Raw genomic sequence first — 13,790 nt, 5'->3', positions numbered from 1 at the left:
TCCCGTTCAGTGGGTATGCTACGTCAGCAGGTGAACTTCCAGACACCCCGACAACGATGTGAGGACCGATGGACGACAGCAGGACACAGACCGAGACTCTGGCGGAGGCCGCCGCGCACAGCGCGCAGACCCCCTATGACGACGCGGAGCGCTCGCGCCGCATGCGGAAGGTCATCTGGGCCGCGGGAGCCGGTCACTTCGTGGAGTGGTTCGACTTCGGGCTCTACGGCACCCTCGCGACCGTCATCAGCCTCAACTTCTTCGAACAGGGCAACCCACAGGCCGCGCTCCTGTCCGCGTTCGCCGTGTTCGGAGCCGGCTTCGTGATGCGCCCGCTCGGCGGCCTCTTCTGGGGATCGATGGGCGACCGCATCGGCCGCAAGACCGTCCTCGCGACGGTGATCCTCGTGACGTCCGGCGCGACCGTCGTCATGGGCCTCCTACCGACGTTCGACATGATCGGCCTGTGGGCGCCGATCCTGCTCGTCATCGTCCGCCTCGTCCAGGGGTTCGCCGCCGGTGGCGAGAGCTCCGGCGCGACCACGCTGCTCGCCGAGTACGCCCCGTCCAACCGGCGCGGCTTCGTGACCAGCTTCATCGACGTGTTCGGGTTCGCCGCCTTCGTCGTCGGCGCAGGTCTGGTGCTCCTCTTCACCTCGACGCTCGGCACCGACGCGCTCAACGACTGGGGCTGGCGCGCCCTCTTCTTCCTCGCGCTCCCCCTCGGGCTCGCGGGGCTCTACCTCCGGAACAAGCTCGAGGACACCCCCGAGTTCCAGGCGATCCAGGCCAAGGGCGCCGTCTCGAAGTCACCGCTCCGGACGTCGTTGCGCACCTCGTGGAAGGCCCTGCTCTTCTGCGTCGGCTTCGTCGTGATCAAGGCGGTCGGCCACTGGATCCTGCAGACCTTCATGCCCTCGTACCTGCAGACCGACCTCGGCTACTCACAACCGCTCAGCTACGGCGTCACGGTCCTCGGGCTCCTCGCGATCGCGATCCTCGTGCCGTTCATGGGCCTGCTGAGCGACCGGATCGGACGGAAGCCGGTGATGATCGCGGGCTGCGTCGGGTTCCTCGTCCTGACCTACCCGACCCTGATGCTCATGAGCGCCGGCAACTTCGCCGCCGCCGCCGTCGCGATGGTCATCCTCGGCGTGTTCATGGCCGCGTACGACGGTGCATCGAGTGCGGCGATGGCGGAGCTGTTCCCGACCAGCATCCGCTACGGCTCGATGGCGATCGCGTACAACCTCTCGGTCGCCGTGTTCGGCGGGATCACGCCGTACTTCGCGACGTTCCTCATCGCCTCGACCGGCAACCGCTTCGCTCCGGCGTTCTACGTGATGGCGGCAGCGCTCATCACGCTGATCGTCGTGCTGCGGGCGCGGGAGACGGCGAAGCTGCCGCTGCCGCGCTGAGCGGACCGGAACGAGCGCCGGCGTCGACCCGAGGGGTCGACGCCGGCGTTTGCGTGTAGGGACGACTCAGCGGGAGAAGTCGCGCAGGTCGAGGTCGGGATCCTCGAGGACGTCGGAGGTCTCGATGGAGTCGCGAGGTTCGTACGCCGTCGTGGACGGGCGGATGTCGTCGAGGTAGCCCTGGAGACGCGATTCGGCCTCACTGAAGTCCGGTACGGCCTGATCCCAGGCGTGCGGCACGGACAGCACGTCGTTGCCGAGACCGATCACGAGCTGAGCCGATGCGTCTTCGACATCGGAGTCGACGACGATCGGGATGGTGACCGCTTCAGCGCGGCCGCGCTTCGCGAGCTCCGCCGTCAGTTCGACCAGCAGAGCCGCGACCTCGTCGGTCGTCACAACATTCTCACCCGCGTATGTAATGCATCGCATGCATCCACCCTGCCGGATCGAGCCTGGAAGCTCAGGCCCCTTGACACCCGGCGGGGCCGGATGACTAGGCACCCTCGCGACTGAGCTTCCTCGTCCGGAAGGAGCGCCACGCTCCCGTCGACCAGAGCGCCCACACGACGAGGAGGGGTTGGAAGAGCAGCCGGATGGCGCGGGCGGCGTCGCTGTCGAGCCCGAAGGCGTCGGTCCCGCTGACGAACTGCTCGACGTTGCCGGGGAACACGGCGACGAAGAAGGCCGCCACGACCCAACCGACCACGACCCGGTGCCGTCCGAGGAGCAGGAGCGAGAGGCCGAGCAGGATCTCGACGACCCCGGACGCGAGCACGACGAGGTCGACGGGCAGCGGCAACCACTGCGGCACCTGGGCGACGAACGACTGTCGAGCGAAGGTGAGGTGGCCGACGCCGGCGAACACGAGGGCGGCCCCGAGGAGCAGGCGTGCGGCGGTGCGGACGACGCCCATCTCAGTTCGCCGCCGTCACGGCGTACTTGAAGCCGCGGTGCGAGCCGACGAAGCCGAGACGCTCGTAGAAGCGGTGGGCGTCGATCCGGGCCTCATCGGAGGTCAGCTGCACGATCGACGACCCCGTCGCGGGGGCGGCGACGTCCGTCACCCAGCGCATCATGGCCGAACCGACACCGCCGGACCGCAGCGCGGAGGAGACCCGCACCGCCTCGACGAGCATCCGGGTCGAACCGCGTCGGGCCATGCCGGGGATACGGGTGAGCTGCATCGTCGCGATGACGGCACCGGCGGCGTCCTCGACGAGCAGGATCTCGTTCGACGGGTCGTCGATGAGGTCCGCGAGCGCGCGCTCGTAGGCGGGCAGGTCGCTCTCCTGGGCTTGGTCGCCTCGCGCGGCACTGATCGGGTCGTCGGCGAGCAACGCCATCAGGGCGTCGAGGTCGCCGAGGCCGGCCCGGCGGAGGACGAGCGTCTGCTCGCGGGTGGTCAGGGTGGCGGGGAGTTCGAGTGCGGCGATCACCACCCCAGCCTCCCACCTCCGTCGACCTCGGTGGACGAAGGCCGACAGGCACGCGTCGCCGCGATCTGCGAGAGTTGACGGGTGAACTACGACCTCAGCGCTCCCGCTCGCCGCGACATCAAAGGTCTCACGGCCGCCATCGAGTCGGCCGAGGACACCGCTTCCCTGCAAGCGCGTCTGAGCGTGCCCCGCTACGGCGTGTTCGACCTCGCCGGCCGAGCCCGTCGCTCGCCGATCATCGGCGGCCTCCTGCTGGCCGGCACGGCACTCGATCAGAACGGCAAGCCGACGAAGCCCCTGCAGGTGCTCGAGACGATCCCCGAGCTGGATCCCGTCGACCCCGACCCGGGCGCCGTCACCGCTCAGCTCGCCGAGCTCACCCACGGCGACCTCGTGACGGTGCGGTTCTCCGACGGTGCCTACGGCGACTTCGGCGTGACCGGGATCGCCGTGTGGTCCGTCCCCGGCACGACGTTCCTCGTCGGCGGTTGGCTCATCGGTGAGGCCGGTGCTCCGGCCCCTCGGGTCACCGAGCTCGTCCGCCTCGCGCCGGTCGGCGACCACCCGTGGCCGGTGCCCGCGCAGATCACCGTCGTCGGCGAGGACATCGGCATCGACTGAGCGCGCTTCGTTCGCCCAAACATGGGCGAACAAACACACACTCGCCCAAACATGGGCGAATGAACGGCGGCCGGGCATGGGCACTCCTCCCCATTCGGTGTTCGACGCGCTCGACCTACGCTCGTGATGTCCGAGCAGTCGAACGAGAGGAACATCATGACCACACGAACGATGCGCAGCAGGATCGCCCTCGCGGGGGCCGCCCTCGGTCTCGCGATCGCCGGCTCCCTGGGCGGTGTCGCGACCGCCGCACCGGCGTCCGCCGCCGGCCAGTGCGTCGACTACCAGTACTCCGTCGGCGGCGACGGTGGGTGCGTCGCCAACATCCAGACGCTCCTCAACGCCTTCAAGACCGGTGGTCCCCAGCTGGAGGTCGACGGCCAGTTCGGCGAGCAGACGCGAACGGCCGTCATCGCGCTCCAGAACACCTTCGGTGTGGAGCCCGACGGGGTCGTCGGCCCCGCGACCTGGGCCCAGATGTGCACCCCGCACATGGGCCCCGGGCCGATCACGTGGTACCCGTACGAGGCTGCTCGTGCCTCCGGCTGCGACATCTGATGGGCACCGCTCCCCATGCAACCGCTCGAGATGCTCGACCTCCGCTCGGGACGTCCGAGCAGTCCAACGAGAGGAACATCATGACCACACGAACGATGCGCAGCAGGATCGCCCTCGCGGGGGCCGCCCTCGGTCTCGCGATCGCCGGCTCCGTCGGCGGCGTGGCGACCGCCGCCCCAGCCCACGCCGCCGGTCAGTGCGTCGACTACCAGTACTCCGTCGGCGGCGACGGCGGGTGCGTCGCCAACATCCAGACGCTGCTCAACGCCTTCGGACCGAGGATCCCCGGTGGTGTGTCCAACCTGGAGGTGGACGGCCAGTTCGGCGACCAGACCCGAGCAGCCGTCGTCGCCTTCCAGACTTACTGGGGCATGCAGGTCGACGGCGTCGTCGGTGCCGAGACCTGGAACATCCTGTGCGCGCCGCAGATGGGACCCGGTCCGGTCGACTGGTTCCCCTACGACGCGGCTCGCGCCTCCGGCTGCAACATCTGACCGAAGCTCGCGCGAACGAGGACTCCCCCGCCTGAACCTGGGCAAGGGAGTCCTCGTCCGTAGCGGCTAGTCCGCGTCGAGCGTGAAGAGCTGCGCCTGCTCGGGGGCGAGGAGCGGTATCGCGATCCCGACCTCGGCGAGCGCGCGGCCGGTGAGCACGATCGACCCCTCGGCCAGCCACGTCGGCGGTGCGTCCTGGATCGACCGGGCGGGCGCGCCGAGGTCGAGCGGACGGACGCGATAGCGACGCTCGGGATCGAGGCCCGGCACTCGGAGCGGCGCAGGAACAGCCGTCCGAGGTGCGGCGAGCGCCACCTGCGCGACGATCGCGGAGGAGCGGTCCTGGGCGATCACGCCATGCGCCTGCAGGGCGGGGTCCGCGCCGTCCATGCGGACGACGGAACCCGAGTGCAGCAGCGGCCGGAGGCGCTGGTAGTGGCCGATCCAGGCCGCGATGAGGTCGAGCTCGTCCTCGCCCGCCTCGTTGAGGTTCCACTCGATGCCCGCGCTCCCGAAGAGTGCCGTGGCGAGGCGGAACGCGAGGTCCGAGGTCCGCCAGGTGGTGTGCGAGCGGGCGGCGCCGAGGTGTCCGCCGAGATACTCCGGCGGGATCACGAGGCCCGTGTACCGCTGGATGGACTGGCGCTCCAGCGGGTCGTTCGTGTCGCTCGTCCACACCCGCTCGACGCGCTCCAGGATGCCGAGGTCGATCCGCGCGCCACCCGAGGCGCACGACTCGATGTCGACCCCGGGGTGCAACGCGCGCACCTCGTCGAGCAGTCGGTAGAGCGCCGCGGTCTGCCGGTGTGCCGAACCGCCGAGCAGGTCGCGGTTGTGATCCCACTTGAGGAACGCGATGTCGTACTCGGTCAGCAGTGCGTCGAGTCGGCCGAGGAGGTAGGCGAACGCGTCCGAGTGGTCGAGGTCGAGCACCCGTTGGAAGCGCCAGGTCGGGGCGTCCGGGTGCCCCAGCACCCAGTCGGGGTGGGTGCGCGCGAGCTCGGAGTCGGGGTTCACCATCTCGGGTTCGACCCACAGCCCGAAGTCCATGCCGGCACCGGTGACCGCGTCGATCAGTGGTGAGAGCCCGCCGGCCCAGCGTTCCGGGTCGACGAACCAGTCGCCGAGTGCGCGTCGGTCGTCGGTCCGGCCGGTGAACCAACCGTCGTCCAGCACGAACCGCTCGACCCCGACGCGCTTCGCCTGCTCGACGAGCGACAGCAGGGTGGGCAGGTCGTGGTCGAAGTACACGGCCTCCCAGGTGTTGAGCACCACGGGGCGGGGCTTCGTGATCGTGCTCCAGGAGCGGATCCAGGGGTGCAGTCGCGCGGAGACGCCGTCGAGACCCGCGTCGGAGTAGACGGCGACCGTCCATGGCGACTCGTAGCGCTCGCCAGGCGCCAGGACGACCTCACCGGAGGCGAGGAGTTCGCCGGACCCGGTGGCCGCGGGTCCGAGCGCCGAACGCTCGGTCCAGAGCACCTGGTCGCCGCTCCAGGCGAGGTGGGTCGCCCACACCTCACCCGTGCGGAAGCCGAAGCCGGGGGCTCCGACGACGGACAGGAAGGCGGCGTCGTGCCCCGGTCGGCCGTGACGGTGCTCGCGGGTCCAGGCGCCCTGGCCGAGGCGGTGACGCTGCGGCGTGCGCTCGTGGGTCCAGAGGCCCGTGAAGTCGAGGAGTTCGGTGGCGCGGTCCGGGACCGGCAGCACGACGGCGAGAGCGTCCACGGCGAGCGGTCGGTCGACCTCGGCGTCGTTCCGCACCGCGTGCCGGACTCGCAGCACGCCCTGCGGGGTCAGCTCGATCGTCGAGACGACCGTCACCGCAGCGCGCTCGTCGGACGTCGTCAGGATCAGGGAGGTGTCGTTGGCCTGCTGGTCGAGCAGCCGCAGCGCGAGCAGGTTCGACGCATCCGGTCCGCCCGGCCGGTGCACGCCGACACCCGGTCGGCCGCTCCAACCGTCGAATACGGTGGGCAGCAGGCTGAGGCGCGGCGGGGCGTCGATGGACGACGGCGGGATCGCGGGCGTCAGGCCATCGGCGAGTGCGGTGAGGGAGGCGGCGGCGAGTTCGCCGACATCGGCTCCCCAGTGGAGGATAGTGGGCACCTCCGTGCCACGGGCGTCGACGATCAGGCTGACGCCCGCGGCACGAAGGTGATGGATCACGGTTGCATTACTCCTTGACGGGGATGGACTGCGCCTTCAGGGCGTCGATCGTCGCCGACTGGCCCTTGGTGAGGGCGTCGAGCAGGGTGCCGTTGCCGGACACCGCCGCCTTGAAGCCGTCGGACACGTCGTTGTACGTCTGCGTCATCGTCGGACCCCAGGCGAAGTCCTCGGACACCTCGGAGGAAGCCTCCGCGAAGACATCGTAGATCGGCTGGCCGCCGTAGAAGTCGACGCCCTCCTTGAGGACGGGGAGGTTCAGGCCGTCCTTCGTCGCCGGGTAGATGTTGGCGCTCTTGTTGAGCATGGTGAGCGCCTCATCGGAGGTGTTCAGCCACAGGGCGAACTTCGCAGCCTCGTAGGGGTGCTCGGAACCGGTGAAGACCGCGGTGGACGAGCCACCCCAGTTGCCGGCGGCGGAGTCGCCGGCCTTCCACTGCGGCGCCTTCGCGACGGCCCACTTGCCGGCGGTGTCGGGAGCACCGGAGGCGATGGAGTTCGCACCCCAGACCGCCGAGTTCCAGGTCCACGCGGCGCTGGAGTTGTAGGCGTTGTCCCACTCGGTCGTCCAGGTCGGCACGGTCGAGACGAGGTCCTCGTCGATCAGGTCCTGCCAGTAGTCGGCGACCTGCTTGGAGGCGGGGTCGGTCAGGTCGACGGTCCAGTCGCTGCCGTCGTTCTTGAACCAGCTGCCGCCGGCCTGCCAGACGAGACCCGCGAACTGGTTGATGTCACCCTGCGAGAAGTTGGTGATGTAGGCACCGGTGGCACGCACCTGCTTGGCGGCCTCCTTGTACTCGGCCCACGTCGTCGGGATGGCGATCCCGTTCTGCTCGAAGAGGTCGGCACGGTAGAACATGGCCATCGGGCCGGAGTCCTGCGGGACCGCGTAGACCGAGTCGGACTCGCCGAGGGAGACCTGACCCCAGGTCCAGTCGACGAAGTCGTCCTTCGCGGCCATGACCTCGTCGCATGCACCGAGGTCCATGAGGCCGTTCTGCACGCGGAAGTTCGGGAGGGCGTCGTACTCGATCTGACCGAGGTCGGGCGCGTTGCCGGCCTTCAACTGGTTGAAGAAGTTCTGGTACGTGCCGCTGTTGCCGTTCGGGCCGGTCTGGACCTTGACCTGGATGTCGGGGTTCTCTTTGTTCCAGACGTCCACGACCTCCTCGATGCCGGGGATCCAGGAGGTGAAGCTGAGGTCGACCTTGCCCTCCGCCGGGGCACAGGACGCAGCAGCACTGCCGCCGTCCGACCCGGTGGAGGAGCAGCCGCTCAGGACGACGGCTGACAGCACCGCTGCGGCGACCGCTGTTCTCTTGAGGTTCATTGCGAATCCGTTCTTCTGTGAATGGTGAGGGATGGTGTTGCTGGTGCGGGTGGTTCGGGAGGTGCTGATCGGCGGGCGGTCACTTCACGGCGCCGGCACCGAGGCCGGACCGCCAGAACCGCTGGAGCAGGAGGAAGGTGATGACGAGCGGGATGATCGACAGGAACGCGCCGACGAGGACGTACAGGCGCAGTTCGGGGATCTGGTTGACCTGCGAGTTCCAGGAGTAGAGCCCGAGGGTGACGGGGAACAGGGCTTCGTCGCGCAGCATGATGAGCGGCAGGAAGAAGTTGTTCCAGATGGCGACGAACTGGAAGAGGAACACGGTGACGAGCGCCGGGAACATGAGTCGCACGGAGATGGTGAAGAAGGTCCGGACCTCCCCCGCACCGTCGAGCCGCGAGGCCTCGAGCAGTTCCTCCGGCACGCTCGACGCCGCGAAGATGCGGGTGAGGTAGACGCCGAAGGGGCTGACGAGCGACGGCAGGAACACGGCCCAGAAGGTGTTCGTGAGACCCACCTGGCTGAAGATCAGGAACAGCGGGAGGGCGAGCGCCGTGGCCGGCACGAGCACACCGCCGAGCACGACGTTGAAGATCAGGTCGCGGCCCGGGAACCGGTACTTGGCGAGCGCGTAGCCGCACATCGCCGCGAACAGGGTGCCGAGGAGTGCGCCGAGCCCGGCGTACAGGACCGAGTTCAGCATCCACTTCAGGTAGACGCCGTCGCGGTAGGCGACGAGCTGTCCGACGTTCTCGAAGAGGTTGAAGTCGGCGAACCAGAGCGGGGCGGTGTTCGAGAACTGCGACGACGACTTGGTCGACGCGATGAACAGCCACCAGATGGGGATGAGGAAGTAGAGCGTGAAGACGAGCATCACGATGAGCGCGCCGGCGCGCGACAGGCGGCTCTCCTGCGGGCCGCGGCCGGTGGACAGGATGGCGGTCATTTGCCTTCCTTTCGCTGCGTGAACTTCAGGAACCCGAACGAGAGGACGAAGGTCGCCAGCGCGAGCACGACCGAGAAGGCGGCTGCGAGGTTCACGTTCGGGATGGACGAGGTGGTGTAGACGGTGAGGTTCGGCGTGAAGGTGCTGCTCACGGCCGAGCTGAAGGACCGGAACACCTGCGGTTCGGCGAGGAGCTGGAGCGTGCCGATGATCGAGAAGATCGCGGTGAGGACGATCGCGGGCATCACCAGCGGGATCTTGATCGACCAGGCGATGCGGGCCTGGCCGGCGCCGTCGAGTCGCGCTGCCTCGTAGATCTCCGTCGGGATGGAGAGGAGCGAGGAGTAGATGATGAGCATGTTGTAGCCGACGAACACCCAGGTCACGACGTTCGCGATGGCCCAGAGCACGAGGTCGGCGGAGAGGAAGTTGACGTTCTGCGTGATCGCGGTGAACGGCGACAGGTTGGGCGAATAGAGGAAGCCCCACATGATGGCGGCGATGACGCCGGGGACCGCGTACGGCACGAAGAAGGCCAGGCGGAAGAACCGCTTGCCGCGGAGCAGCGGCGAGTCGAGCAGCAGGGCGAAGAGGAGAGCGAGGCCCAGCATCACGGGCACCTGGACGACACCGAACAGGAGCACCCGACCGACGGACTGCCAGAACGGTCCGTTCTGGAAGACCTGCACGTACTGGGCGAACCCGCCGAACACCTCACGGGCCTGGCCGAAGGTGCCGTCACGCTCGATCACGAGCAACGACTGGTAGACGGCGTAGCCGATCGGCACGAGGTAGAACAGGGCGAACAGGACGGCGAACGGGACGATGAAGAAGGCGATCGCCCGCTTGTGCTGCACCACCGCCTTCGGCAGTCGCGCTGCCGTCCGCCGGCGGGACGGACGTGGTGACGTCGCCTCCGCCGTCTCGATGTTGACGCTCATCGCGTGCGGTCCTCTCTGATGACGCGCACGGCGCCGGCTGGCACGCGTGCGATGGAGTCGACGGGTTCGCCGGTGACGAGCTCGTGCCCGGTCGCCGGCAGCTCGACGTCGTGCGTCGAGTGGTTGATGAGGAAGCGGTAGCTGCGGTCGTCGCCGACGCGACGGATGACCTCGAGGCCCGGCAGCTGCTCGTCGCCCTGTGGCACGGCGCCCGCGCCTGCTGCGGCGTCGCGCAGGACGTCGTCGAGGGCGTCGGCGTCGAGGTTCGTCGCGAGGTACCAGGCGTCCCCGCCGCCCGCGATGCGGTTGCGGGTGATCGCCGGCCGGCCGATCGAGGGGCCGTCGGCGAAGGTGTCGAGGACCTCGGCGCCGCGGGCGCGGGTGCGCTCCGACCAGGCGGTCGCGGTCTTCCCGGAGGCGAGCGTGAGCGGCTGGCCCGGCAGGACGGGTGCGAACTCCTCGACGCTGACGCCGAGCAGCTCGCGGAAGGCGCCCGGGTACCCGCCGGGGCGGACGCGGTCCTCTTCGTCGGCGATCCCGCTGAAAAAGGTGACCACCGCGTGACCGCCGGCCGTGACGAAGTCGGAGACGACCGCGGCCTCGCTGTCCCGCACGAGGTAGAGGTTGGGGACGACGACGAGGCGGTACGCGGAGAGGTCCGCTCCGGGACGGACGACGTCGACCGTGTGGCCGAGTCGACGCAGCGAGGCGTGGGCGGCGTGCACCTGCGAGAGGTAGTCGACCGCGTGGGTCGGGCGGCTCTCACCGTCGGCGGCCCACCAGTTCTCCCACGAGAACATGAGCGCGACGTCGGCCTGCACGCGCGTCCCGACGATCTCGTCGAGTCGATCGAGGGTGCCGCCGAGCGCGACGACCTCCCGCCAGACGTCCGAGTCGGTGCCGGCGTGGGGCAGCAGGGCGGAGTGGAACTTCTCGGAGCCCTGCAGGGAGGCCCGCCACTGGAAGAAGCAGACGGCTTCGGCTCCCTTGGCGACGTGCGTCAGCGAGTTCCGGGTCATCTCGCCTGGCGCCTTGGCGAGGTTCTGCGGCTGCCAGTTGACGGCACCGGTCGACTGCTCCATGAGCAACCAGGAGCCGCCGCCGGCCAGGCCGCGCGTGAGGTCGCTCGCGAAGGAGAGCTCCGCGGTCGGGTCGGCGAGCCGGTTGTCGAGGTAGTGGTCGTTTGCGACGACGTCCATCTCGGGAGCCCACTGCCAGTAGTCCATGTTCCGGATGTGCGCGGTGACCATGAAGTTGGTGGTGACCGGCACGGTGCTGTGACGACGCAAGACCTCGAGCTCGGCGCGGTAGTAGTCGAGCAGCTCGTCGGAGGAGAAGCGGTGGAAGTCGACGACCTGGCTGGGGTTGCGGCTCGACAGGGTGAGACGGGGCGGCAGGATCTCGGCGAAGTCGCTGTACTGCTGGCTCCAGAACGAGGTGCCCCAGGCGGTGTTCAGGCGTTCGATCGTGCCGTAGCGGGCGCGGAGCCAACCGCGGAACGCTTCGGCGGACTCGTCGTCGTAGCAGAGCGCGTTGTGGCAGCCGAGCTCGTTGGAGACGTGCCAGAGCTCGACGGCCGGGTGGGCGCCGTACCGCTCGGCGACCCGCTCGACCAGTTCCAGGGCGTACCGGCGGAAGACCGCGGACGACGGGCACCAGGCCTGGCGGCCGCCGGGGAAGCGCGTCGTGCCGTCCTCGGTCTCGGGGAGGATCTCGGGGTGGCGGAAGGTGAGCCACGGGGGTGCTGAGGCGGTGCCGGTTCCGAGGTTGACCCGGATGCCCGCCGCGTGGAGCAGGTCGAGGATCTCGTCAAGGCCGGAGAACTCGAACTCGCCCGGGCGCGGCTCGAGGTGCGACCACCCGAAGATGTTGAGGGCGACGAGGTCGACGCCGGCTTCCTGCATGAGGGCGACGTCTTCGCGCCAGACGGACCGGTCCCACTGCTCGGGGTTGTAGTCGCAGCCGTAGGCGATGCCGTCGTGGCTGAACGTGGGGGTGGAGCTCATGGTGCCTTCCGCGATCTGTGAACGTGCACAGATCGAAGAGCGACAACTCCACGTTGAGAGTCTGTGAACGTACACAGAGTACGGTCGGATTTCAGAATCTGTCAACACGACGAGCGCCGTGGCGCGTTCGGCGCGGCGCTAGGGTGGAGCCGTGACCCCTCCGCCGACTCGACGCAAACGGGCCACGGTGCACGATGTCGCGGTCGAGGCTGGCGTCTCGCGCGGCACCGTCAGCCGGGTCGTCAACGGCGAGCGGTACGTCTCGGCCGAGGCCCGCGAGGCGATCGAGGCCGCCATCGAGAAGGTCGGGTACGTGCCCAACACGGCCGCCCGGAACCTCGTCATGCAGCGCACGCAGGCCGTCGGGTTCGTCGTACACGAGCCCCACAGTCTCTTCGTCGACGACCCCAACATCGGCAACATCCTGCTCGGCGCGAACGAGGCCCTCTCGCAGGCGGACCACCAGCTCGTCTGCCTGGTCGTCGACTCGGAACGCGACACCGACCGCATCACCCGGTACCTCTCCGGCGGCTTCGTCGACGGGGTCATCATGGTCTCCGCGCGCGAGAACGACCCGATCACCCGGGTGATCGAACGCCTCGGGCTCCCGGCGACGTTCGTCGGCCACCCGCCCGACCTCCGCGAACTCCCGTTCGTCGGCATCGACAACCGTGCCGCGTCTGCCGACATCACTCGCGAGCTGATCGGTGCCGGCCGGGGGCGTATCGGCATGATCGCGGCGGCGCTCGACCGCGACTCCGGCTCAGACCGACTCGCCGGATTCCGTGACGCCCTCGGCGACCGGTTCGACGAACGGCTCGTCGTCGAGGTCCCGTTCTACTCCCATCAGGACGGCTTCTCCGGCATGACCGAACTCCTCGCACGAGTACCGGAGATCGACGGCCTCTTCGCGGCGTCCGACGCGGTCGCGGCAGGTGCCCTCGAGGCGTTGCGCGCCGCCGGTCGGCGGGTCCCTGAGGACGTGTCGGTCGTCGGCTTCGACGACTCGGCTTGGGCCCTGCGCTGTCACCCGCCGCTCACGACCGTCCATCAGCCGGCAGCGGCCGTCGGTGAGCGGGCCGCGGAGGTGCTGCTCGCGCAGTTGCGGGGCGAGACCATCTCCCCCACCGGCTCGTTCGTCCCCACGTCGATCGTGCGTCGCGGGAGCGTCTGAACCCGTCAGCGGTAGCAGCCCTCGTCGGAGATCAGCACCACGTACTCCCGGGCCCTCTCGGTGTACGCCTGCACACCCAGGGCGTCGTCGAAGCTCTGCAGGTCGATCGCCTCGGCCGACTCCGAGAGGTCGAAGCTGATCCAGGTCGGCTCGTCGGTGCCACCGAGGTAGACCGGCCAGCCTTCGTCGGCGAAGTAGTCGGCGATCGTCTGCTCCGACGATTCACTCGTGCCCGGAGCGACCTCGAACGTCTTCATCGAGCGCGCGAAGGAGACCTCGCTGCCGTCCGAAGCAGCTGAAGAGCACGCCAACTCCTCCCATTCGCCCTCTTCGCTGATGATCGTGTTGAACGGGATGAGCGACGAGGCCGCGGTGAGCGTCGCGTTCGCCTGGGCACGAGCCTCTGCGGGCGAGGGCATCGACTCGTCGATGAACCCGTCCTCGAGGAGGTCTTCACCGGTGAACCCTCGAGCGTTCAGCTCGGCTTCGACGGCCGCCGCGAATGGAGCGGTGCCGGCGATCATCATCGCGAGAGGCGCTGCGTAGCCGACGAGTTGCAGCACGAACGCCGCGATGATCACGGTCACCAGGCCTCCACCGAGCGGAGGTCGATTCGTCGACGGCGGCGAGGGTTGGATCACGGAGTGCCCTTTCGTCCGGGCCCGGTTCACGCGGTTGCTCCCGGAGCAGG

At 69.0% G+C, this 13,790-nt stretch carries 14 protein-coding genes; 5 read left to right on the top strand and 9 right to left on the bottom strand.

What is annotated here, in order from left to right; all coding sequences use genetic code 11:
* Positions 1–68 precede the first annotated feature (68 nt).
* Positions 69–1,418, top strand: coding sequence for an MFS transporter (locus tag QRN26_RS03555; protein WP_285035284.1), 1,350 nt, complete (start codon positions 69–71; stop codon positions 1,416–1,418).
* 66 nt (positions 1,419–1,484) lie between these two features.
* On the opposite strand, the gene QRN26_RS03550 is transcribed toward QRN26_RS03555, so the two are convergent.
* From QRN26_RS03550 to QRN26_RS03540, 3 genes are all read right to left on the bottom strand, one after another.
* Positions 1,485–1,817: a hypothetical protein gene (locus QRN26_RS03550; RefSeq protein WP_157579937.1), complete on the bottom strand. Its 333-nt coding sequence runs from the start codon at positions 1,815–1,817 to the stop codon at positions 1,485–1,487.
* 97 nt (positions 1,818–1,914) lie between these two features.
* Complete coding sequence (locus QRN26_RS03545; protein WP_056010113.1) at positions 1,915–2,334, bottom strand: DoxX family protein; 420 nt, start codon at positions 2,332–2,334, stop codon at positions 1,915–1,917.
* 1 nt (position 2,335) lies between these two features.
* Entirely contained in the window at positions 2,336–2,857 is a 522-nt protein-coding gene (locus QRN26_RS03540; RefSeq protein ID WP_056011818.1) for a GNAT family N-acetyltransferase, read from the bottom strand.
* Between the two features lie 81 nt (positions 2,858–2,938).
* Here QRN26_RS03540 and QRN26_RS03535 point away from each other — a divergent pair, with 81 nt between their 5' ends.
* The 3 genes from QRN26_RS03535 to QRN26_RS03525 all read left to right on the top strand — a co-directional run bounded on the left by QRN26_RS03535 (position 2,939) and on the right by QRN26_RS03525 (position 4,530).
* Positions 2,939–3,478, top strand: coding sequence for a hypothetical protein (locus QRN26_RS03535; RefSeq protein ID WP_056010116.1), 540 nt, complete (start codon positions 2,939–2,941; stop codon positions 3,476–3,478).
* 156 nt (positions 3,479–3,634) lie between these two features.
* A complete protein-coding gene (locus QRN26_RS03530; protein ID WP_285035283.1) occupies positions 3,635–4,036 on the top strand; it encodes a peptidoglycan-binding domain-containing protein in 402 nt (133 codons plus the stop codon).
* An 80-nt stretch (positions 4,037–4,116) separates the two neighbouring features.
* Positions 4,117–4,530 carry a peptidoglycan-binding domain-containing protein gene (locus tag QRN26_RS03525; protein WP_285035282.1) on the top strand — a complete coding sequence of 138 codons (414 nt, stop codon included), beginning with the start codon at positions 4,117–4,119 and terminating at the stop codon, positions 4,528–4,530.
* 66 nt (positions 4,531–4,596) lie between these two features.
* On the opposite strand, the gene QRN26_RS03520 is transcribed toward QRN26_RS03525, so the two are convergent.
* From QRN26_RS03520 to QRN26_RS03500, 5 genes are all read right to left on the bottom strand, one after another.
* Positions 4,597–6,699, bottom strand: a complete 2,103-nt coding sequence (locus QRN26_RS03520; RefSeq protein WP_350223904.1) for an alpha-galactosidase — start codon at positions 6,697–6,699, stop codon at positions 4,597–4,599.
* A gap of 7 nt (positions 6,700–6,706) precedes the next feature.
* Complete coding sequence (locus QRN26_RS03515) at positions 6,707–8,029, bottom strand: ABC transporter substrate-binding protein (RefSeq protein WP_285035281.1); 1,323 nt, start codon at positions 8,027–8,029, stop codon at positions 6,707–6,709.
* A 79-nt stretch (positions 8,030–8,108) separates the two neighbouring features.
* Positions 8,109–8,978: a carbohydrate ABC transporter permease gene (locus QRN26_RS03510; protein ID WP_082456000.1), complete on the bottom strand. Its 870-nt coding sequence runs from the start codon at positions 8,976–8,978 to the stop codon at positions 8,109–8,111.
* Positions 8,975–9,919, bottom strand: a complete 945-nt coding sequence (locus QRN26_RS03505) for a carbohydrate ABC transporter permease (RefSeq protein WP_056010127.1) — start codon at positions 9,917–9,919, stop codon at positions 8,975–8,977. The genes QRN26_RS03510 and QRN26_RS03505 overlap by 4 nt, the downstream gene beginning before the upstream one ends.
* On the bottom strand, positions 9,916–11,925 hold the full coding sequence (locus QRN26_RS03500; RefSeq protein WP_285035280.1) for a beta-galactosidase: 2,010 nt from the start codon (positions 11,923–11,925) through the stop codon (positions 9,916–9,918). Before QRN26_RS03500 ends, QRN26_RS03505 begins: the two co-directional genes overlap by 4 nt.
* Positions 11,926–12,076: 151 nt before the next feature.
* On the opposite strand from QRN26_RS03500, the gene QRN26_RS03495 reads away from it, so the two are divergent.
* A complete protein-coding gene (locus tag QRN26_RS03495; RefSeq protein ID WP_285035278.1) occupies positions 12,077–13,099 on the top strand; it encodes a LacI family DNA-binding transcriptional regulator in 1,023 nt (340 codons plus the stop codon).
* Between the two features lie 5 nt (positions 13,100–13,104).
* Here QRN26_RS03495 and QRN26_RS03490 read toward each other — a convergent pair whose 3' ends face one another.
* Positions 13,105–13,686, bottom strand: a complete 582-nt coding sequence (locus QRN26_RS03490; protein WP_285035277.1) for a hypothetical protein — start codon at positions 13,684–13,686, stop codon at positions 13,105–13,107.
* Positions 13,687–13,790 lie beyond the last annotated feature (104 nt).

The organism is Plantibacter sp. ME-Dv--P-095 (genome assembly GCF_030209365.1).
Taxonomy (GTDB): domain Bacteria; phylum Actinomycetota; class Actinomycetes; order Actinomycetales; family Microbacteriaceae; genus Plantibacter.
This window is presented reverse-complemented; position numbering and strand designations above follow the sequence as displayed.

What these genes read in the sequence shown, in the direction of transcription:
- QRN26_RS03515 (WP_285035281.1), bottom strand. Translation starts at nt 8,029, where the DNA reads ATGAACCTCAAGAGAACAGCGGTCGCCGCAGCGGTGCTGTCAGCCGTC.
- QRN26_RS03525 (WP_285035282.1), top strand. Translation starts at nt 4,117, where the DNA reads ATGACCACACGAACGATGCGCAGCAGGATCGCCCTCGCGGGGGCCGCC.
- QRN26_RS03505 (WP_056010127.1), bottom strand. Translation starts at nt 9,919, where the DNA reads ATGAGCGTCAACATCGAGACGGCGGAGGCGACGTCACCACGTCCGTCC.
- QRN26_RS03545 (WP_056010113.1), bottom strand. Translation starts at nt 2,334, where the DNA reads ATGGGCGTCGTCCGCACCGCCGCACGCCTGCTCCTCGGGGCCGCCCTC.
- QRN26_RS03530 (WP_285035283.1), top strand. Translation starts at nt 3,635, where the DNA reads ATGACCACACGAACGATGCGCAGCAGGATCGCCCTCGCGGGGGCCGCC.
- QRN26_RS03555 (WP_285035284.1), top strand. Translation starts at nt 69, where the DNA reads ATGGACGACAGCAGGACACAGACCGAGACTCTGGCGGAGGCCGCCGCG.
- QRN26_RS03500 (WP_285035280.1), bottom strand. Translation starts at nt 11,925, where the DNA reads ATGAGCTCCACCCCCACGTTCAGCCACGACGGCATCGCCTACGGCTGC.
- QRN26_RS03510 (WP_082456000.1), bottom strand. Translation starts at nt 8,978, where the DNA reads ATGACCGCCATCCTGTCCACCGGCCGCGGCCCGCAGGAGAGCCGCCTG.